The following is a 19457-nucleotide window of genomic DNA, read 5'->3' as shown; positions in this document are numbered from 1 at the left end:
TCACAGGTTTCCTTTTTTGTGTGTCCTGATTGGACATAGGCAATAACGCGTTTTCTAAAATCAATTCCGTAAGTCATGTGTCTATTTTATCATATATTAAATAAAAACTAAACAACTATAACAGTTATCCCTGATGACATAAAACATTGCGGACTCTTCTTGGTATTGACGATATTCTGCCTCAGTATGAAATTCCTCTGAGTAGATACCAACGTTATTCTTTAAGAGGCCATGCATTGAATATTCCCAAAAATAATCCCTCGTAAGGGCCATATCATCTATCTGGTCGAATGGTGAATTTGCAAACAAAAACGCCTTCGCTGCTTCAATTTTATTAAACGCATTAATGACTCGTAAAAAGGATTTTCGACTCACATCAAACTGCACTTGATTTCCACAAATAAAGCCAGCATATCTAGTATAGGGATGCATATTAGGTTTGCCTTCTCCTAGCTTGAGATAGTTCATCAACATCCTATATCGGCCCATATCTACCGGTCTATTGTCATTATTTTCCCAATTGGGATTTATCCCTAACCCCTGCAATTCATGTCCATTTTGGCGCAAATAATATTGAATATTCGCTAGATATTCTTTATGGGCTCTTCTACACTACCAATATTTTTTGCTTTTGCGAATGCAAATTCTAGTGTATTATACGTGACTTCAAATAGTATGAGGTCTCCCGACTCGTGCTGGAGTTCTATCGGATTTCCTCTATCATCTCTTTTGATGATTGTAAATCCATTTTGATTAGAAATGTGTCGCATCATATCTGTAGCGACTTGAATAGAAGTTGCTTTCCCTGAGATATTAACTATCGGATATTCTAATTCTACACCTATAAACAATTCTGGCTTTTCTTTAATGTTAGCAAAATAGTATTCTTCAAAACAATTGCCTATGGATATTCTATCTTCTCTATTCATTTTATAAGTATATCAAAATTTTTGAGTAAAATAAAAACGCCTGCTTACGAAATTATTCTATCTTAGAGTAATTTCGTAAACAAGCGTCCAATCAACATGATGAGTGTTACCGCTGAGACAAGCTCAGCGGTAGACCAGAGCTAGACTAAGAATCAGAATAGGATTCCATCATCATAACACTCAACAAAATTGATGATCTTATACAAGTTCAATAATTGCCATTGGTGCAGCATCGCCACGACGTGGTTCAGTTTTGAGGATACGAGTATATCCACCATTACGTTCTGCATAACGAGGTGCAATTTCAGAGAACAATTTTTGAAGTGCTGTAGTAGAAGTGTACTTATCAGTTGCTTCATCATAGTTTTCAGATGCAATTTCGTTACGAACAAATGCGGCTGCTTGACGACGTGCGTGCAAATCACCACGTTTACCAAGTGTGATCATTTTTTCAACTGTTTTACGGATTTCTTTAGCACGAGCTTCAGTTGTAACGATTGATTCGTTGATCAAAAGGTCAGTTGTCAAATCGCGCAACATTGCTTTACGTTGTGAGCTAGTGCGTCCTAGTTTACGGTATGCCATGATTTCCTCCTATATTATTTATCTTTTTTCAATCCTAGACCAAGATCAGCCAATTTAACTTTAACTTCTTCAAGACTCTTGCGACCAAGATTGCGCACTTTCATCATTTCTGGCTCAGTTTTCTCTGTCAAGTCGAATACAGTGTTAATGCCTGCACGTTTCAGACAGTTATATGAGCGAACAGATAGATCCAATTCTTCAATCGTACGATCAAGCATACGATCATCTGAAGCCACTTCAGCTTCTTTCATCACTTCTGCAGATTTTGCAACTTCAGTCAAGTCAGTGAAGAGACCTAAGTGCTCCATCAAAATGCGTGCAGAAAGACCTAAAGCATCTTCTGGAATAATGGTGCCATTTGTGTTGATTTCAAGTGTTAATTTGTCAAAACCATCATTGCTACCAACACGAGCTGGTTCAACTTGATAATTGACTTTCTTCACTGGCGTATAGATAGAATCTACAGCAAGTGTTCCCACTGGTGCATCATCTTTCTTATTACCCTCAGCTGGTACATAACCACGACCTGAATTGACAGTCAAAACAGCTTTAAAAGTGGCACCATCAGCAATGGTAAAGAGATAATGGTCAGGGTTTACAATTTCAATGTCACTATCTGTAAGAATGTCTCCTGCTGTTACTTCAGCTGGACCTACTACATCAAGTTCAATTTTCTTTTCGTCTTCGACATAAGATTTTACAGCAATGCCTTTGATGTTAAGAATAATTTGCATAACATCTTCACGAACACCTGGAACTGTGTCGAATTCGTGGAGTACACCATCAATTTTAATTGATGTTACTGCAGCACCTGGAAGTGAGGCAAGAAGTACACGACGAAGAGAGTTACCAAGAGTTGTACCGTAACCACGTTCTAATGGTTCGATCACAAATCTGCCGTAATCTTTATTTTCATCAATTTTTGTTATTGTTGGTTTTTCAAACTCAATCATTTCTTACTCCCTCTTAAACGAAAAGCTGTGTATGGAATGTATGATTATACACGGCGACGTTTTGGAGGACGAGCACCATTGTGTGGTACAGGAGTCACATCACGAATTGCTGTTACTTCAAGACCAGCGGCAGCAAGAGCGCGGATAGCAGACTCACGACCTGAACCTGGGCCTTTAACGGTAACTTCAACTGTTTTAAGACCGTGTTCTTGTGCAGATTTAGCAGCTGCTTCTGAAGCCATTTGAGCTGCGAATGGTGTAGATTTACGAGAACCTTTGAAACCAAGAGCACCAGCTGATGACCAAGCAATAGCGTTACCATGCACATCAGTAATCATAACAATAGTGTTATTAAATGTAGCGTGAATATGAGCAATACCAGATTCGATATTCTTTTTCACACGACGTTTACGTGTTGGTTTAGCCAATTTTTCTACCTCCTATATTATTTTTTCTTACCTGCAATCGCAACAGCTTTACCTTTACGAGTGCGGGCATTGTTTTTAGTGTTTTGTCCACGGACAGGAAGTCCACGACGGTGACGGATACCACGGTATGAACCGATTTCCATCAAACGTTTGATGTTCAAGTTAACTTCACGACGGAGGTCACCTTCAACTTTGATTGCATCAACTTCACGACGAATAGCATCTTCTTGATCTGATGTCAAATCTTTCACGCGTACATCTTCTGAAATACCTGCAGCTGCAAGAATTTTTTTAGATGTTGCAAGACCGATACCATAAACATAAGTTAATGAAATAACTACACGTTTGTCATTTGGAATGTCAACTCCAGCAATACGAGCCATGTTTTCTCCTTTCTATTTCTTAACCTTGACGTTGCTTGTGTTTAGGGTTTGCTGGGCAAATCACCATAACACGACCATTACGACGAATAACTTTGCAGTATTCGCAAATTGGTTTGACCGATGGTCTTACTTTCATGTTTAATCCCTCCAAGTATTTCGACTATTTAAAGCGGTATGTGATACGTCCACGTGTCAAGTCGTATGGACTAAGCTCAACAGTTACGCGGTCACCGACCAAAATACGAATGTAGTTTTTACGGATTTTACCTGAAACAGTTGCAAGGACTTGGTGTCCGTTCTCCAACTCAACAGTAAACATAGCATTTGGCATTGTATCGACTACTTTGCCTTCAATTTCAATCACATCTTCTTTTGCCATGCAAAAGTAACCCCTCTCTAAATATCGATTTGATGTCCTCTGAACACAGAGGTAACAATTATAAGTCAGACTAGGCTATTTTATCATCTTTGTATAAAAAATGCAAGCCAAATCTATTAGTTTATTGCAATTTTGATAGTACTGTATCAATTGCTTGGAAAACAAGGTCAATGTCTTGGTCACCTTCAATATCATGGACCAGCCCTTTTGCACGATAATGATCAATGATTGGCTGTCCTTGTGCGATATTGACCTCTAAACGACGTTTGACAGATTCTGGCTTGTCATCTTCACGTTGATAGAAGTCTTCCTCTTTGTAGTCTCCAACAGGTGGATTGAATACTTTGTGGAAAGTCTCTCCGGTTTCTTTATGAATAATACGACCGCTGAGACGCTCTACCAATTTTGAAGGATCAATCTCAATATTGATAACACCTTGCAACTCAATTCCTAAGTCAGCCAAATTTTCATCCAAGGCATGAGCTTGTTCAATCGTACGAGGATAGCCATCTAGCAAAAAGCCTTTTTCCTTGATGTCATCCTGAACCAACCGTTCTTTGACAATGCCATTAGTAACTTCATCGGGAACGAGGTCCCCCTTATCGATGTACGACTTGGCAAGAATACCCATTTCAGTCTGATTGGCCATTGCTGCACGGAACATATCTCCTGTTGAAATATGAGCAACATTGAATTTCTCAACAATCTTGGCCGCTTGTGTCCCTTTACCAGCACCTGGTAAACCCATAATTAAAAGATTCATGACAAACTCCTTATTTTGTTTTCACATAAATTTGCCATTATTGACAAACTTATCTAAAAACAAAATAGAAGGTTGACTAGGTCAACCTATATTCTATTCTGTAATTTCTAAGAAACCTACATATTTTCTCTTAAGAAGGTAGCCTTCTAATTGCTTGATGCCTTCGATACTTGTAGAGATTACGATAATCAAACTTGTACCAAGGAACGCAATGCTTGAAGAAAGCCCAAAGAGATTTTGCGCAAGGATAGGCAACAAAGCTACAAAACTCAAGAAGAGTGCACCGATTACTGCCAATCTTGTCAATAATTTTGACAAAAACTGTTCAGTGCCATTACCAGGACGAACTCCATGGATATAGGCTGCACTTTTCTGAAGGCTTTCTGCAGTCTTCTCAGGATTTACTTGAACAAAGGTGTAGAAGAATGTAAAGGCAATAATTAAACCTGCATATACAATCATACCTTTAGCAGTTGAATAATCAAAGTATTCCTGAACCGTCAATAACCACCCGGCACTCTTATTTTGACTTGCGAAATATTGAATCAAAGAAGTTGGAACTGCAGTGATTGAGCCTGCAAAGATTACGGGAATAACTCCTGCTGGATTCAATTTCAACGGTAAATATGAGCTAGAAGGTGCTCCTTGTGCACGTTTTGTATATTGAATTGGTAATTTATATTCTGCTTGTTGTACAAAAGTTGTAAAATACACAACAAAGAATATTAATACGACGAGTGCAGCAACAAAGATTGCTGACTCCCCCAAACGACTTGATTCAATATTAACAAAGCGATCAATGTAAATCTCGTGAAAAGTTCCTGGTAGTGATGAAATGATACCCGCGAAGATAATCATTGATGTACCATTACCATAGCCCTTTTCAGAAATTTGTTCCCCCAACCAGGTTACAATAATCGAACCTGTTGTCAAAATTGATCCAATCAACAAATATGTTTGCCAATTTAGTGGCATATTGGTCAATTTTGCACCAGACAAGGCATTAAAGCCTGCTGTAATACCAATCGATTGAACAAATGCCAGTACCAAAGAAATGTAGCGTGTTGCCTGATTCAGTTTACGACGACCAACTTCACCTTGCTTACCCCATTCAACAAATTTAGGTAAAATATCCATTTGCAAAAGTTGAACAATGATGGAAGCTGTAATATAAGGACTAACCCCTAGTGCGAAAACTGAGAAATTACGCATAGCATTTCCCGAAACCAAGCTCAACATGTTCAAAAACGGAACATTTGACAAGGCTTCAAGACTCTTTGCGTTTACTCCTGGTACTGTAATGTGGGTTCCTACGCGGAAGACAAAAAGGATAAAGATAGTAAATAGAATTTTACTACGTACCAATTTTACCTTTAAGGCATCTTTTAAAAGTTTAAAAAACATAGGCTGTCACCTCTTAGATGACTTCTACTGAGCCACCTTTAGAAGTGATTGCTTCTTCAGCTGATTTAGAGAATTTAGCAGCTTTAACTGTCAATTTCTTCGTCAATTCACCGTTACCAAGAATTTTAATTCCTGATTTTTCAGCTTTAACGATTCCAGCTTCGATAAGCACAACTGGTGTTACTTCTGCACCATCTTCAAAAGCGTTCAATTGATCAAGGTTAACGATTGCGTACTCTTTAGCGTTGATGTTTGTGAAACCACGTTTTGGAAGACGACGGAACAATGGAGTTTGTCCACCCTCAAAACCTGGACGTACACCGCCACCGCTACGAGCTTTTTGACCTTTTTGACCACGGCCAGAAGTTTTACCGTTACCTGATGATGTACCACGACCTACACGGTTGCGGACTTTACGAGAACCTGCAGCAGGTTGCAATTCATGAAGTTTCATTATTTTTTTCTCCTCTTTTATATGCTAGCGCCTGTGGACTACAAGAGTCTTCATCCACAAACTCGCTTCTATTATTAAATTGACTAGAAGTCGCAAAGATTTCTCTATGCGACTTAGTCTATTTGTTAGATTACTTAACTTCTTCTACAGTTACTAAGTGAGAGATAGCGTTCACCATTCCAAGAATAGCTGGGTTATCTTCTTTAACAACTGAAGAGTTCAATTTACCAAGTCCAAGTGCAACAACTGTTTTACGTTGTTCTGGTTTGCGACCGATTGGAGACTTAGTCAAAGTGATTTTAATTTGAGCCATGAGTATCTCCTTTCTTATGCTAAATCAGAAACTGAGATGCCACGAAGTGCAGCCACTTCTTCAGCACGTTTCAATTGTTTCAAACCTTCAACTGTTGCGCGAACGATGTTGATTGGTGTGTTTGAACCAAGTGACTTAGAAGTCACATCTGCGATACCTGCCAATTCGATTACGGCACGAGTTGCACCACCGGCAGCAACTCCAGAACCTTCTGAAGCAGGTTTCAACAATACACGAGCGCCGCCAAATTCTGAGCGAACTTCGTGAGGGATTGTTGTACCAACCATTGGTACTTCAATCATGTTTTTCTTAGCAGATTCAACTGCTTTACGGATAGCTTCTGGTACTTCTTGAGCTTTACCAGTACCGAAACCTACACGACCGTTACGGTCACCAACAACCACAAGAGCTGCAAAACGAAGACGACGTCCACCTTTAACAACTTTTGTAACACGGTTGATGGCTACTACGCGTTCTTCAATTTCAACTGCGTTATCTTTGAATGCCATTTCTTAGTGTCCTCCCTATTAGAATTTCAATCCGTTTTCACGAGCTGATTCAGCCAAAGCTTTCACACGTCCGTGATAGAGATATCCACCGCGGTCAAAGACCACTTCAGAAATACCTTTAGCTACCGCGCGTTCAGCAACGAGTTTACCTACAACAACAGCTTGTTCTGTCTTAGTACCTTTTGAAACTTCTTTATCAAGAGTAGAAGCGCTTGCGAGCGTTACACCCGCTACGTCATCAATCACTTGAGCGTAGATGCCTGTATTAGAACGGAAAATGTTCAAACGTGGGCGAGCAGCAGTTCCAGAGATTTTACCGCGAACGCGACGGTGGCGTTTTTGGCGGATTTTGTTTTTATCTGGTTTTGAAATCACAATATTCACCTCTTAATGTATGATTCTGTTTCTTACGAAACAATTTGAGAAATAGTCAGCCAGGTGGCTAAGCCACCTCAGCAAGCTATTATTTACCTGTTTTACCTTCTTTACGGCGAACGAATTCACCAACGTAGCGGATACCTTTACCTTTGTATGGCTCAGGAGCACGAAGGCTACGGATATAAGCTGCTGTTTGACCAACAACTTCTTTGTTGATACCAGACACGACGATTTGTGTTGGTGTTGGAACTTCAAATGTGATACCTTCTGGTGCAACCACTTCGTCTGGATGTGATTTACCAACAGCAAGTGTCAATTTGTTACCAGCTAATTGAGCACGGTAACCGACACCACGCATTTCAAGTTCTTTTTTGAAGCCTTCAGAAACACCAACAACCATGTTGTTGAGGTTAGCACGGCTAGTACCGTGAATAGTCTTCATTTCTTTTGAATCGTTTGGACGGTGAAGAGTAACTTCTGTACCTTCCACACGGATTTCAATAGCAGTTGGGAATTCACGAGTCAATTCCCCTTTAGGTCCTTTTACAGTTACCACGCCGTTGTTTTGAGCAAGCTCAACACCAGCAGGCAATGTAATTACTTTATTACCAATACGTGACATATTTTTTAATTCTCCTGTTAAATTATCAAGCCGTAAAGCGACTAGTTTTCACGGGGTGAACAAGATACAAAGCCGTTAAGCAACTCGAAGAAAAATAGGAAACTCGACTGCTGATGCTTGAGCATCTAAGGAGAGTTTATCTTTTTTCAAAGAGTTGTAGGCGTGTTCAATTAGTGAATCTTGTTCTAGTTTGGTTTCATAATACCTTCAAATCAGATTATTAGATTTGAACCCGAGCTGTGACCTGTGTGAAAAAGATAAATCAAACTTGAATGCAAGTATTCTTCGTTTGATTTCCTATTTTCACTTGGGTCACTACGCTCTTGGTATCATCCAATTACCAAACGTATGCGATAACCTCACCACCAACGTTCTTTTGACGAGCTTGTTTGTCAGTCAAAAGACCTTCTGATGTTGAGATGATTGCGATACCAAGTCCGTTAAGAACTTTTGGAATATCTTCACGTTTTGAGTAAACACGAAGACCTGGTTTTGAAACGCGTTTCAAGTTAGTGATAACTTTTTCACCGTTTGGTCCGTATTTCAAGAATACGCGGATGATGCCTTGTTTGTCATCTTCGATGAATTCAACGTTTTTTACAAAACCTTCGTTTTTAAGGATTGTAGCAATACCTTTTTTGATATTTGATGCAGGTACTTCAAGCACTTCGTGTTTTGCTTGGTTAGCGTTACGAATACGTGTCAAAAAATCTGCAATTGGGTCAGTCATAACCATTTGTTGTTTCTCCTCTTACTAGCAGTTTGATTGAATCACTTGCTAGTTAATGTGTGCCTGATAGGCAATGCAAAGTTTGAATTTGCTAGTATAATGCTATTGCATCCTAACATTTGAACTCGGGCTACGGTCTGTGTGAAAAAGATAACTCTATCTAGAACGCGAGCGTTCTTCGCTAGAGTTCCTATTTTCACTTTGTCCGTCACGCCCTTAGTATCATGTTTTAATTGAGTTCGAGCTACAACCTTAGCAAAGAAGATAGATTTTCCTAGAAGTAAACTTCATCGTCAAATCTCCTATCTTTGCGTTGGTTGCTAAACGCTCTCACATCTTATCTTACCAAGAAGCTTTTGTTACGCCAGGAATTTGTCCAAGGTAAGCCAAGTCGCGGAAGCATACACGGCACAATTTGAATTTGCGGTAAACTGAGTGTGGACGTCCACATTTTTCACAGCGTGTGTAAGCTTGTGTAGAGAACTTAGCTGGGCGTTTGTTCTTAGCGATCATTGATTTTTTAGCCATTTATTCTCTCCCTCTTATTTTGCAAACGGCATACCAAGGCCAGTAAGCAATGCACGTGATTCTTCGTCAGTGTTAGCAGTTGTAACGATAACGATATCCATACCGCGAGTCTTATCAACATCGTCGAAGTTGATTTCTGGGAAGATCAATTGCTCTTTCACACCAAGTGTGTAGTTACCACGTCCGTCAAATGACTTAGTTGGTACACCGTGGAAGTCACGTACACGTGGAAGTGAAACTGTAACCAATTTGTCCAAGAACTCATACATACGTTCGCCACGAAGAGTTACTTTCGCACCGATCGCAACACCCTCACGAAGACGGAAGCCGGCGATTGATTTCTTAGCTTTAGTGATAAGTGGTTTTTGACCTGAGATCAAAGCCAATTCTTGAGCAGCTTTCTCAAGGTTTTTAGCGTTAGAAACAGCGTCACCAACACCCATGTTCAAAACGATCTTATCAACTTTTGGCACAGCCATAACTGAAGAATAGTTAAACTGTTCAGTCAAAGCAGGAACTACTTCATTAAGATATTTTTCTTTTAAACGATTTGCCATTATACTTCTCCTTTCCTTCGTGATTAATCAAGCACTTCGCCTGATTTTTTGTTGTAGCGAACTTTTTTGCCGTCTACAAACTTGTAACCAACGCGTCCTGCAACACCATTTTTGTCAAGAACTTGAACGTTTGACACATGGATTGGAGCTTCTTTTTCAACGATAGCGCCTTGAGGGTTTTCGCTGTTTGGTTTTTGGTGTTTCTTAACGATGTTAACACCTTCAACAATAACTTTGTTTACTTTTGGAAGTGCTGTTACGACAACTGCTTCAACGCCTTTGTCTTTACCAGCGATTACGCGAACTTTATCGCCTTTTTTTACAAACATTTGATTTCTCCTATGATTTCTTACGCCCTAATGGGCACCCTGGTTAGTAATTTAACCAGGGGACTTAGTTTGTTTTCTAGTTTACTAAATCCGTCACAGACTTCGTTAGTTTGTTTTGATGTACCCAAGTACTATCTACAACAAACTGCCTAGTCTGTAACAAATTTCCTAAAAACTATTTTATTAAAGCACTTCTGGTGCCAATGAAACGATTTTCATGAAACCGCCATCACGCAATTCGCGTGCCACTGGGCCAAAGATACGAGTTCCGCGAGGTGTTTTATCTTCACGGATGATAACTGCAGCATTCTCATCGAATTTGATGTATGAACCATCAGCACGACGAGCACCTGTCTTAGTACGAACGATAACGGCTTTAACAACGTCACCTTTTTTAACCGCACCACCAGGAGTAGCTTGTTTTACTGAAGCAACGATGATGTCGCCGATGTTCGCGAATTTACGTCCTGAACCACCAAGAACTTTGATTGTCAAGATTTCGCGTGCGCCACTGTTGTCAGCAACTTTCAAACGAGTTTCTGTTTGAATCATGTCAATTTTCTCCTTTCAGGTTGATTAAATGATAACTGCCTCTTCCACAACTTCTACAAGACGGAAACGTTTTGTAGCTGAAAGCGGGCGAGTTTCCATGATACGAACGATATCGCCTTCTTTAGCAACATTGTTTTCATCATGAGCTTTGTACTTTTTAGAGTAGTTAATACGTTTACCATAGACTGGGTGGTTACGTTTAGTTTCAACTACAACTGTGATTGTTTTGTCCATTTTGTCAGATACTACGCGTCCAACAAGAACTTTACGATTATTGCGTTCCATTGAAATTCTCCTTTCCCAATCTATTATTTAGTTTCTGATTGCACAGTTTTGATACGTGCAATTTGTTTCTTCACTTCGTTCAAACGAGCAGTTTGCTCAAGTTGACCAGCAGCAGCTTGGAAACGAAGTTCGAAGAGTTCTTTCTTCAATTCGTTTTCTTTCTTAGCAAGTTCTTCTTGAGAAAGGCCACGAAGTTCTTTTACAAAATCTTTAATTTCTTGAAGTTTCATGTCTTCTCCTTATTCTGCTTCACGTTTTACGAATTTAACTTTAACTGGCAATTTGTGACCAGCAAGGCGGAATGCTTCGCGTGCAATTTCTTCAGAAACGCCAGCTACTTCAAACATAACCTTACCGCGTTTAACTGGAGCTACCCAACCTTCAGGAGCACCTTTACCAGAACCCATACGTACACCGATAGCTTTAGCAGTGTATGATTTGTGTGGGAAGATCTTGATCCAAACTTTACCACCACGTTTCATGTAACGCGTCATAGCGATACGGGCAGCTTCGATTTGGCGGTTTGTAATCCATGAGCTAGTAGTTGCTTGAAGACCGTATTGACCAAAGTCTACTTGTTTTCCACCTTTAGCTTCACCGCGCATTTTTCCACGGAATTCACGACGGTGTTTTACACGTTTAGGTACTAACATTTGTTATTTACCTCCTTTAGTGTTTTTACGAGCTGGAAGAACTTCACCACGGTAGATCCATACTTTAACACCAAGTTTACCGTAAGTTGTCAAAGCTTCTTCCCAAGCGTAGTCGATATCCGCACGAAGTGTATGAAGAGGAACAGTTCCTTCTGAGTAGCCTTCTGCACGGGCAATATCAGCACCGTTCAAACGACCAGAAACTTGTGTTTTGATACCTTTTGCACCAGCGCGCATTGCACGTTGGATAGCTTGTTTTTGAGCACGGCGGAATGCCACACGTTGCTCCAATTGACGAGCGATTGACTCACCAACAAGGTGTGCATCCAAATCAGGTTGTTTGATTTCGATGATGTTGATGTGTACTTGCTTACCAGTCAATTTGTTCAATTGAGCACGAAGTGCATCAACGTTGCTACCAGCTTTACCGATAACCATACCTGGTTTAGCAGTGTGGATAGAAACGATTACTTTATTTACAGCACGTTCGATTTCGATTGTTGATGTTGACGCATCAGCCAATTCTTGTTTGATAAAGTTGCGGATTGCAAGATCTTCATGAAGGTAATCCGCGTATTCTTTTTCAGCATACCATTTAGCATCCCAATCACGGATGATGCCAACACGCATACCAATTGGATGTACTTTTTGACCCACGTTTTTACCTCCTTATTTCTCTGCCACAACTACAGTGATGTGAGCTGTGCGTTTGTTGATTGGTGAAGCTGAACCTTTCGCACGTGGACGGAAACGTTTCAACGTTGGTCCTTCGTTTGCGAATGCTTCGCTGACTACCAAGTTAGCTTTTTCCAAACCAAAGTTATTTTCAGCGTTAGCGATTGCTGAGTTCAAAACTCCCTCGATAATGCCTGCAGCTTTGTTTGGTGTGAATTTCAAGATTGCGATTGCGTCTGCTACGCTTTTGCCACGGATGTTATCCAAGACAAGACGTGATTTACGAGGTGAAACACGTACTGTGCGAGCAGTTGCTTTAGCTGAAGTAATTTCTGCCATTGTGTTTTCCTCCTAAATTATTTACGACGAGTTTTCTTGTCGTCAGCAGCATGACCTTTGTAAGTACGAGTTGGTGCAAATTCACCAAGTTTGTGACCTACCATGTCTTCTTGAATGTATACAGGTACGTGTTTACGTCCATCGTAAACTGCGATTGTATAACCGATGAAACTTGGGAAGATCGTTGAACGACGTGACCAAGTTTTAATTACTTTTTTCTTTTCGTCGTTTGCTTGAGCTTCAACTTTTTTCATCAAATGCTCATCGACGAAAGGTCCTTTTTTAAGACTACGTCCCATTTTAGTGTTTTCTCCTTTAAAATATGTACCACAGCGGCTTGCCCGCATAGCGGGCTACCGAGTTGGCGGATGATATAGAATGCTATGCAACTAAGAATAGATTATTTTTGGTTGCGACGACGAACGATAAGTTTGTCAGATTTAGCTTTCTTGTTACGAGTTTTCAAACCAAGAGCTGGTTTACCCCATGGTGTAGATGGTGCTTTACGACCAACTGGTGCTTTACCTTCACCACCACCGTGTGGGTGATCGTTAGGGTTCATTACAGAACCGCGAACTGTTGGACGGATACCTTTCCAACGGCTACGACCTGCTTTACCAAGGTTAACAAGGCCATGTTGTTCGTTACCCACAGTACCAACAGTAGCACGGCAAGTACCAAGGATCATACGAACTTCACCTGATTGAAGGCGAACAAGAACGTATTTACCTTCTTGACCAAGAACCTGTGCAGATGCACCAGCAGCACGAACCAACTCACCACCGCGACCTGGTTTCAACTCGATGTTGTGAACAACAGTACCGACTGGGATGTTTGCAAGTGGAAGTGCGTTACCAACTTTGATATCTGCTTCTGGACCTGAAACGATGCGTTGACCAACTTCAAGACCTTTAGGAGCAATGATGTAAGCTTTAACACCGTCTGTGTAGTGTACAAGAGCGATGTTTGCTGAACGGTTTGGATCGTACTCGATAGTTTTAACGATTGCTTCAACGCCATCTTTGTTACGTTTGAAGTCTACCAAACGGTAGAAACGTTTGTGACCGCCACCTTGGTGACGAACAGTGATGCGACCGTTGTTGTTACGACCAGCTTTGCTCTTCAATGCTACAAGCAAGCTTTTTTCTGGAGTGCTTGTAGTGATTTCAGCGAAGTCCAAAGAAGTCATGTTACGACGGCCATTTGTCGTTGGTTTATAAACTTTAATACCCACGTTAATTCCTCCTTTGATTATTCAGCGTCAGCTGTAGCGAACAATTCAATCGCTTTTGAATCAGCAGTCAAAGTGATGATTGCTTTCTTCACGCTGTTTGTGCGACCTACATAACGACCTACGCGTTTTGTTTTAGGTTTCACGTTGATTGTGTTAACATTTGCAACTTTAACGCCTTCAAACGCCGCTTCAACAGCTTGTTTGATCAAGAGTTTGTGTGCACGAGTGTCAACTTCAAATACATACTTGCCTGCTTCTAGTTGGCCCATTGAGCTTTCTGTGATGACAGGTTTTTTGATAACATCATACAAATTCATTATGCAAGAACCTCCTCAATTTTAGAGATAGCTGCTTGAGTTACAAGAAGTTTGTCTGCATTTGCAATGTCAAGGACGCTTGCAGTTGTAGCTGTAGCAACTTTCACGTTTGGAAGGTTGCGAGCTGAAAGAGCTGCGAATTCGTTGCCTTCTTCAAGAATAACAAGGACTTTAGAATCAATGCTCAATGCTACAAGTACTTTTGCAAATTCAGCAGTTTTTGGAGCTGTGAATTCAAGTGAGTTAACAGCTACAAATTTGTTTTCAGCAACTTTTTCTGAGTAAACAGATTTAAGTGCCAAGCGACGAACTTTTTGTGGAAGTTTGTACGCGTATGAACGTGGAGTTGGTCCGAAGACTACGCCACCGCCACGCCATTGTGGTGAACGGATAGAACCTTGACGAGCACGTCCAGTTCCTTTTTGACGCCATGGTTTGCGTCCGCCACCTGAGACTGCTGAACGGTTTTTAACTGCGTGAGTACCTTGACGAAGGCTAGCACGTTGGCTGATGATCACATCAAATACAACTGCTTGGTTTGGCTCGATACCAAAGATCGCATCGTTAAGAACTACTTCACCAGCTTGTTTACCAGTTTGGTCAAATAATGTTACGTTTGCCATTTCGACTGATTTCCCCTTTCCTTATTATTTACCAGCTTTAACTGCTGACTTGATAGTGATAAGAGATTTCTTAGCACCTGGTACGTTACCTTTGATAAGGATAACGTTCTTTTCTGGAACAACTTGTACAATTTCAAGGTTTTGAATTGTTACACGGTTGCCACCCATGCGACCTGCAAGGTTTTTACCTTTGAATACACGGTTAGGTGCTACAGGACCCATAGAACCTGGACGACGGTGGTAACGAGAACCGTGAGCCATAGGACCACGTGATTGACCATGGCGTTTGATAACACCTTGGAAACCTTTACCTTTAGATGTACCAGTTACATCAACAACATCACCAGCTGCGAAAGTTTCAACTGTAATTTCTTGTCCAACTTCCAAGCCTTCAATGTTTTTGAATTCACGAATGAAGCGCTTAGGAGCTGTGTTAGCTTTAGCTACATGGCCTTTGGCAGGTTTGTTGCTCAATACTTCACGTTTGTCATCAAAACCAACTTGAACTGCCGCATAACCGTCAGTTTCAACTGTTTTCACTTGAAGAACAACGTTTGGAGTTGCTTCGATGACAGTAACAGGGATAAATTCACCAGATTCAGTGAAGATTTGAGTCATTCCCACTTTTTTCCCTAAGATTCCTTTTGTCATGAGAAAAATATTCCTTTTCTTATTTTGTATTTAAAAAGTTTTTAACGAGCGTTTTTTATGCTCAAAATCAATTAAAGTTTGATTTCTACGTTTACACCACTTGGAAGATCCAATTTCATCAAAGCGTCAACTGTTTTTTGAGTTGGGTTGATGATGTCGATCAAACGTTTGTGTGTACGCATTTCGAACTGCTCACGAGAGTCTTTATACTTGTGAGTCGCACGGATGATTGTGTAGAGGCTACGTTCTGTTGGAAGTGGAACTGGACCTGCTACTTGAGCACCTGTACGTGTTGCAGTTTCAACGATTTTTGCAGCTGCTGTATCAAGTGTACGGTGTTCGTACGCTTTCAAGCGGATGCGGATTTTTTTGTTTGCCATCTTTTTCTCCTTTTCGTCTATTTAACATAATAGGCTAGCTCCACAAGAAAACCAACACGAGTCGCGTGGCAATGCAACCGAGCGTGTCGCAACCTCTTGCATCAAAGCTACAGCCGTAATTTTTACGGCACTAGGACATGATATCAAAAAACTCCTGCATGTGCAAGAGTTTTTACTCAAAAATTCAAAAAAAATCCCAAGACTTTTATTTCAGGATTCTTCTCTACACGCTTCAGCTTCATTATGATAGAAGATTTTTATCGAACCCCCTTTAAATGCATTTGTAAATCACGTAACATTTTTCGACGACCATTTAAACATTGGCCATTCATTAGTTTTTTGTCATTTGCACGCTGGACATCGCTGAGATTCTTACGACAAGCTCTCAAGGCACCTCTCAGCTTCAATAATTCATCGTTCACCAAACCTGACGGTTGTTTTACGTGATATAATTCGTGAATATCCTCATGTGGCATGCGGTCAAACTTACGATCCTGACTTTTTTGTCTACGTATGCAATCTTTGATCCGATCTCTAAAAGAACCAATTTCCAACAAGATATTTTTGTCTGCTTACTTGGTGGGAGTTAGGTATCCTTTACTGTTAGCGATGGCCATTTCTTTTTCCACTGTTTCTTAAGAATTCTTTGTCGATACAATTCCATACGATTAGAATCAGCTAAGAAATGTGGCGTTGGTCGTACTTGGTAAGCATAAATGTCATTCAATCCAAAAGGAGCAAATATTTCTAATTTATTTCTTTCAGTTCGACAAATCCCTATCGCTGTGCATCTTTCTGGGAATTTTTCAATCGCATCCCTTGATGATTGATATGGTTTAGTATTCGGACTATGGATATGCATATACACTTGATTTTTTAATTCCCATCTATAGGCTGGGTAGTTTTGGTATAAATTACTTTCTATTTCCATTGTCTCTTCATAAGAAATATTTTCATCAAAAAACACAAGATCGACATCTGTTTCTTCATCAAAACTGTATTGATTCCAAATGAAATTACGGATAGTTCCTGCACAAAGCCAGCAATCTGATAAATTCAGCTTGTCCATTATGTCTAATATAACCAAAATATTTTTATCAGTCAGTAGATGTCTCTCTAATTCTTCGTTCATTCCTTCTCTACTTTCTGTAAAACTATCCTCCATCTGCCCCCCTTTGGATTTTCTGGCTCACGACTCATTCCTCGCCTTGCTGTTTCTTAACTTGGGCTGAAACAGTCTCCCCTAGACCCTTACTTCGCTCTCCTGTTTCTTAGCTCGGGCTGAAACAGTCTATCCCCAAAACCTTACCTCGCTCTCCTGTTTCTTGGCTCGGGCTGAAACAGTCTATCCCCAAAACCTTACCTCGCTCTCCTGTTTCTTGGCTCGGGCTGAAACAGTCTCTCCCCAAAACCTTACCTCGCTCTCCTGTTTCTTGGCTCGGGCTGAAACAGTCTATCCCCAAAACCTTACCTCGCTCTCCTGTTTCTTGGCTCGGGCTGAAACAGTCTATCCCCAGACTGTTTCACTCCACCAGACAAAGATAAAAAGGTACACTGGACCTTAATTCGCTTTCTTGTTTTCAGGCTCATGATAAAAAGGTCCACTGGACCCTAATTCGCTTTCTTGTTTTCAGGCTCATGATAAAAAGGTCCACTGGACCTTTTTATTCCTCTTCCATAAAGCTGTTGAAGACTTCTTCAATCATATCCCATTCGGCTGTTGCGTCTTCTGGGATTGGTTGAAGGTCGCCTTCTGTGCCGTTCTCATTTTCAATGTATGAGTAGGCTTGGATTTCAACTTCTCCGTTCTCATCTTCTTCTGCACTTGCAGGAATTAAGAGGACGTAGTTTTTACCAAACTCTTCTTGACCGTCAATCGTCAATAAGATTTCAAAAAGTGTTTCGTTTCCTTGGTCGTCTACCAAAGTAATCAATTCACGCTCGTCGTGATTGTGGTCGTGTTCATGGTCATGATGATGTGCCATTAGTATCTCCTTTAAAATGTTCTATCTAAATAATTTTGCAAAATCAGCTGGGCAGCCAATTTATCAATAACTTTCTTACGTTTCCCGCGGCTAATATCCGCCTGTTCTATCAGCATACGTTCTGCGGCAACAGTTGTCAAACGTTCATCCTGGTAATCAACTGGTAGGTTGTAACGCTCAATTAATAAATCTCCATAAGCTTGGCTAGCTTCCACACGCGGTCCGCTAGTATTATTCATATTCTTTGGCAAGCCTACAACAAATTTATCAACCTTATACTGCTCTACTAACTCAGTTAAGCGTTCCAAACCAAACTCACCCTTTTCTTCATCAATTGGGATGATTTCCAAGCCTTGAGCCGTGAAGCCCAGGGGATCTGAAATGGCTACGCCAACTGTCTTAGAACCGACGTCTAATCCCATAATTCTCATTAGAGGTCAATCCCATTTCCTTTCAAATAGTAACGCACCAATTCTTCGATAATTTCATCGCGTTCGTGTTTACGAATTTGGTTGCGGGCATCATTATAGCGCGGAATATAAGCAGGGTCCCCACTTAATACGTAGCCTATGATTTGGTTAATTGGATTATACCCCTTCTCATCCAATGAACGATAAACACTGGTCAGCGTTTGGCTAATTTCTTGCTTATCTGTATCATCCAGACGAAATCGGACTGTTTCTTCTGTGAATCCCATACTTACACCTTCTTTCATTATGTCTTACTCCCATTATAACACACTATCTACATAATCTCAAAGAAAGAGCAAAAAGAACTCTATCATCAGAGTTCTTTCCTACTCTTATAAAGCTGCTCGCATACGAGCCTGAGCATTTTCAACATTACGAACAGAGCGAGGTAAGAAAGCACGAATATCGTCCTCCTTATAACCTACCTGCAATCGTTTCTCGTCAATCAGAATCGGACTTTTCAAAATACGGGGATTAGAAGTAATCAAGTCAATCACTTCATTGACACTCAAATCTTCAATATCGAAATCCAAACTCTTTGCATAGCGGTTTTTAGATGAAACTATGCTGGCGATTCCGTTTTCTGTCTTGGTCAAAATATTTAGAATTTCTTCCTTGGTGATTGCCTCTTTAGCTAGGTTATGTTCATTGTAGGATAATTGGTGGGCATTCAACCAGTTCTTGGCTTTCTTACAAGAAGTACAACTAGATACTGTATAAATTTTAATCATGTAGTCACTCCTTTGCTGCATCTTAGTAGGCACATTATAAACCATTATATCACAAAATCCCTCGGTCTGTAGACCTATTTTAAAAAAACTTTTAATTTTTGGGGAATAATTCGGTTTTCGAAAGTTCTATAATGAAGTTAGCCACCTTACCTTAGTCAAAAATTAGATGTTTCACTATATGTGAGTAAGTTGATGATTTCATTTGATAACAGGCTTGAAGCTGTTAGGCTAGGTGGCCAAAGCTAATTATAGCCTTGGTTTAGCTGAAAAAACAGGTTCAAGGGTTCCTGTTGTCAAATGAAATGTGATTTAAGGTAT

General features: G+C 40.4%; 37 protein-coding genes. All 37 read right to left on the bottom strand.

Annotated elements, in window-relative coordinates; genetic code table 11:
* Positions 1-96 precede the first annotated feature (96 nt).
* Complete coding sequence (locus tag P7J36_RS09855) at positions 97-546, bottom strand: glutamate-cysteine ligase family protein (protein ID WP_408562448.1); 450 nt, start codon at positions 544-546, stop codon at positions 97-99.
* A gap of 38 nt (positions 547-584) precedes the next feature.
* Entirely contained in the window at positions 585-929 is a 345-nt protein-coding gene (locus P7J36_RS09850) for a hypothetical protein (protein ID WP_029186625.1), read from the bottom strand.
* A 198-nt stretch (positions 930-1127) separates the two neighbouring features.
* Positions 1128-1514: a 50S ribosomal protein L17 gene (gene rplQ / locus P7J36_RS09845; protein WP_000331493.1), complete on the bottom strand. Its 387-nt coding sequence runs from the start codon at positions 1512-1514 to the stop codon at positions 1128-1130.
* Between the two features lie 14 nt (positions 1515-1528).
* Entirely contained in the window at positions 1529-2467 is a 939-nt protein-coding gene (locus tag P7J36_RS09840; protein WP_004195512.1) for a DNA-directed RNA polymerase subunit alpha, read from the bottom strand.
* Between the two features lie 44 nt (positions 2468-2511).
* Entirely contained in the window at positions 2512-2895 is a 384-nt protein-coding gene (gene rpsK, locus P7J36_RS09835) for a 30S ribosomal protein S11 (RefSeq protein WP_004195509.1), read from the bottom strand.
* 17 nt (positions 2896-2912) lie between these two features.
* On the bottom strand, positions 2913-3278 hold the full coding sequence (gene rpsM, locus P7J36_RS09830; RefSeq protein ID WP_002936622.1) for a 30S ribosomal protein S13: 366 nt from the start codon (positions 3276-3278) through the stop codon (positions 2913-2915).
* Positions 3279-3297: 19 nt separating this feature from the next.
* Complete coding sequence (rpmJ, locus tag P7J36_RS09825; RefSeq protein WP_001808836.1) at positions 3298-3414, bottom strand: 50S ribosomal protein L36; 117 nt, start codon at positions 3412-3414, stop codon at positions 3298-3300.
* A gap of 24 nt (positions 3415-3438) precedes the next feature.
* Positions 3439-3657, bottom strand: coding sequence for a translation initiation factor IF-1 (gene infA, locus P7J36_RS09820; RefSeq protein ID WP_002936627.1), 219 nt, complete (start codon positions 3655-3657; stop codon positions 3439-3441).
* Between the two features lie 121 nt (positions 3658-3778).
* On the bottom strand, positions 3779-4420 hold the full coding sequence (locus P7J36_RS09815; RefSeq protein ID WP_002936630.1) for an adenylate kinase: 642 nt from the start codon (positions 4418-4420) through the stop codon (positions 3779-3781).
* Positions 4421-4513: 93 nt separating this feature from the next.
* Complete coding sequence (gene secY / locus P7J36_RS09810) at positions 4514-5824, bottom strand: preprotein translocase subunit SecY (protein WP_014637293.1); 1311 nt, start codon at positions 5822-5824, stop codon at positions 4514-4516.
* A gap of 13 nt (positions 5825-5837) precedes the next feature.
* Positions 5838-6278 carry a 50S ribosomal protein L15 gene (rplO, locus tag P7J36_RS09805; protein WP_105128383.1) on the bottom strand — a complete coding sequence of 147 codons (441 nt, stop codon included), beginning with the start codon at positions 6276-6278 and terminating at the stop codon, positions 5838-5840.
* Between the two features lie 130 nt (positions 6279-6408).
* On the bottom strand, positions 6409-6591 hold the full coding sequence (gene rpmD, locus P7J36_RS09800) for a 50S ribosomal protein L30 (protein WP_002936638.1): 183 nt from the start codon (positions 6589-6591) through the stop codon (positions 6409-6411).
* A gap of 14 nt (positions 6592-6605) precedes the next feature.
* Positions 6606-7100 (bottom strand): 30S ribosomal protein S5, encoded by a 495-nt coding sequence (rpsE, locus tag P7J36_RS09795; protein ID WP_002936639.1) that lies wholly within the window; start codon positions 7098-7100, stop codon positions 6606-6608.
* 18 nt (positions 7101-7118) lie between these two features.
* Positions 7119-7475, bottom strand: coding sequence for a 50S ribosomal protein L18 (gene rplR / locus P7J36_RS09790; RefSeq protein WP_002936641.1), 357 nt, complete (start codon positions 7473-7475; stop codon positions 7119-7121).
* 88 nt (positions 7476-7563) lie between these two features.
* Positions 7564-8100 carry a 50S ribosomal protein L6 gene (rplF, locus tag P7J36_RS09785; RefSeq protein ID WP_002936644.1) on the bottom strand — a complete coding sequence of 179 codons (537 nt, stop codon included), beginning with the start codon at positions 8098-8100 and terminating at the stop codon, positions 7564-7566.
* Positions 8101-8437: 337 nt separating this feature from the next.
* On the bottom strand, positions 8438-8836 hold the full coding sequence (rpsH, locus tag P7J36_RS09780) for a 30S ribosomal protein S8 (RefSeq protein ID WP_002936647.1): 399 nt from the start codon (positions 8834-8836) through the stop codon (positions 8438-8440).
* Positions 8837-9172: 336 nt separating this feature from the next.
* Complete coding sequence (locus tag P7J36_RS09775) at positions 9173-9358, bottom strand: type Z 30S ribosomal protein S14 (RefSeq protein ID WP_002936651.1); 186 nt, start codon at positions 9356-9358, stop codon at positions 9173-9175.
* Positions 9359-9372: 14 nt separating this feature from the next.
* Positions 9373-9915 (bottom strand): 50S ribosomal protein L5, encoded by a 543-nt coding sequence (gene rplE / locus P7J36_RS09770; RefSeq protein ID WP_002936653.1) that lies wholly within the window; start codon positions 9913-9915, stop codon positions 9373-9375.
* Between the two features lie 23 nt (positions 9916-9938).
* Positions 9939-10244 carry a 50S ribosomal protein L24 gene (gene rplX, locus P7J36_RS09765; RefSeq protein WP_002936656.1) on the bottom strand — a complete coding sequence of 102 codons (306 nt, stop codon included), beginning with the start codon at positions 10242-10244 and terminating at the stop codon, positions 9939-9941.
* Positions 10245-10427: 183 nt separating this feature from the next.
* Positions 10428-10796, bottom strand: a complete 369-nt coding sequence (rplN, locus tag P7J36_RS09760) for a 50S ribosomal protein L14 (protein WP_004195497.1) — start codon at positions 10794-10796, stop codon at positions 10428-10430.
* Between the two features lie 24 nt (positions 10797-10820).
* A complete protein-coding gene (gene rpsQ, locus P7J36_RS09755) occupies positions 10821-11081 on the bottom strand; it encodes a 30S ribosomal protein S17 (protein ID WP_000440801.1) in 261 nt (86 codons plus the stop codon).
* A gap of 23 nt (positions 11082-11104) precedes the next feature.
* Positions 11105-11311, bottom strand: a complete 207-nt coding sequence (gene rpmC, locus P7J36_RS09750; RefSeq protein ID WP_002936659.1) for a 50S ribosomal protein L29 — start codon at positions 11309-11311, stop codon at positions 11105-11107.
* Between the two features lie 9 nt (positions 11312-11320).
* Positions 11321-11734, bottom strand: a complete 414-nt coding sequence (gene rplP, locus P7J36_RS09745) for a 50S ribosomal protein L16 (protein ID WP_002936660.1) — start codon at positions 11732-11734, stop codon at positions 11321-11323.
* A 3-nt stretch (positions 11735-11737) separates the two neighbouring features.
* Positions 11738-12391, bottom strand: a complete 654-nt coding sequence (gene rpsC, locus P7J36_RS09740; protein ID WP_398582512.1) for a 30S ribosomal protein S3 — start codon at positions 12389-12391, stop codon at positions 11738-11740.
* Positions 12392-12403: 12 nt separating this feature from the next.
* Positions 12404-12748 carry a 50S ribosomal protein L22 gene (gene rplV / locus P7J36_RS09735; protein ID WP_002936662.1) on the bottom strand — a complete coding sequence of 115 codons (345 nt, stop codon included), beginning with the start codon at positions 12746-12748 and terminating at the stop codon, positions 12404-12406.
* A 17-nt stretch (positions 12749-12765) separates the two neighbouring features.
* Positions 12766-13047 carry a 30S ribosomal protein S19 gene (rpsS, locus tag P7J36_RS09730; protein WP_000533766.1) on the bottom strand — a complete coding sequence of 94 codons (282 nt, stop codon included), beginning with the start codon at positions 13045-13047 and terminating at the stop codon, positions 12766-12768.
* A 101-nt stretch (positions 13048-13148) separates the two neighbouring features.
* Complete coding sequence (gene rplB / locus P7J36_RS09725) at positions 13149-13982, bottom strand: 50S ribosomal protein L2 (protein WP_002936663.1); 834 nt, start codon at positions 13980-13982, stop codon at positions 13149-13151.
* Positions 13983-13999: 17 nt separating this feature from the next.
* Positions 14000-14299 carry a 50S ribosomal protein L23 gene (locus P7J36_RS09720; RefSeq protein ID WP_099808819.1) on the bottom strand — a complete coding sequence of 100 codons (300 nt, stop codon included), beginning with the start codon at positions 14297-14299 and terminating at the stop codon, positions 14000-14002.
* Entirely contained in the window at positions 14299-14922 is a 624-nt protein-coding gene (gene rplD, locus P7J36_RS09715) for a 50S ribosomal protein L4 (RefSeq protein WP_408551988.1), read from the bottom strand. The genes P7J36_RS09720 and rplD overlap by 1 nt, the downstream gene beginning before the upstream one ends.
* A 24-nt stretch (positions 14923-14946) precedes the next feature.
* Entirely contained in the window at positions 14947-15573 is a 627-nt protein-coding gene (gene rplC / locus P7J36_RS09710) for a 50S ribosomal protein L3 (RefSeq protein ID WP_408551989.1), read from the bottom strand.
* Positions 15574-15644: 71 nt separating this feature from the next.
* Entirely contained in the window at positions 15645-15953 is a 309-nt protein-coding gene (gene rpsJ, locus P7J36_RS09705) for a 30S ribosomal protein S10 (protein WP_002939332.1), read from the bottom strand.
* Between the two features lie 257 nt (positions 15954-16210).
* A complete protein-coding gene (locus P7J36_RS09700) occupies positions 16211-16510 on the bottom strand; it encodes a hypothetical protein (RefSeq protein ID WP_408551990.1) in 300 nt (99 codons plus the stop codon).
* Between the two features lie 29 nt (positions 16511-16539).
* Positions 16540-17118, bottom strand: coding sequence for a nucleotidyltransferase family protein (locus P7J36_RS09695; protein ID WP_408551991.1), 579 nt, complete (start codon positions 17116-17118; stop codon positions 16540-16542).
* A gap of 499 nt (positions 17119-17617) precedes the next feature.
* A complete protein-coding gene (locus P7J36_RS09690) occupies positions 17618-17938 on the bottom strand; it encodes a DUF1292 domain-containing protein (RefSeq protein WP_002939343.1) in 321 nt (106 codons plus the stop codon).
* Positions 17939-17949: 11 nt separating this feature from the next.
* The gene (ruvX, locus tag P7J36_RS09685; RefSeq protein WP_032502427.1) at positions 17950-18369 is read right to left on the bottom strand and encodes a Holliday junction resolvase RuvX; all 420 of its coding nucleotides are present in this window, start codon (positions 18367-18369) and stop codon (positions 17950-17952) included.
* On the bottom strand, positions 18369-18635 hold the full coding sequence (locus tag P7J36_RS09680) for an IreB family regulatory phosphoprotein (RefSeq protein ID WP_105108277.1): 267 nt from the start codon (positions 18633-18635) through the stop codon (positions 18369-18371). The genes ruvX and P7J36_RS09680 overlap by 1 nt, the downstream gene beginning before the upstream one ends.
* Before the next feature lie 105 nt (positions 18636-18740).
* Entirely contained in the window at positions 18741-19139 is a 399-nt protein-coding gene (gene spx, locus P7J36_RS09675; protein ID WP_105108276.1) for a transcriptional regulator Spx, read from the bottom strand.
* Positions 19140-19457: the final 318 nt, after the last annotated feature.

The organism is Streptococcus suis (assembly GCF_046032115.1).
Taxonomy (GTDB): domain Bacteria; phylum Bacillota; class Bacilli; order Lactobacillales; family Streptococcaceae; genus Streptococcus; species Streptococcus suis_AJ.
This window is presented reverse-complemented; position numbering and strand designations above follow the sequence as displayed.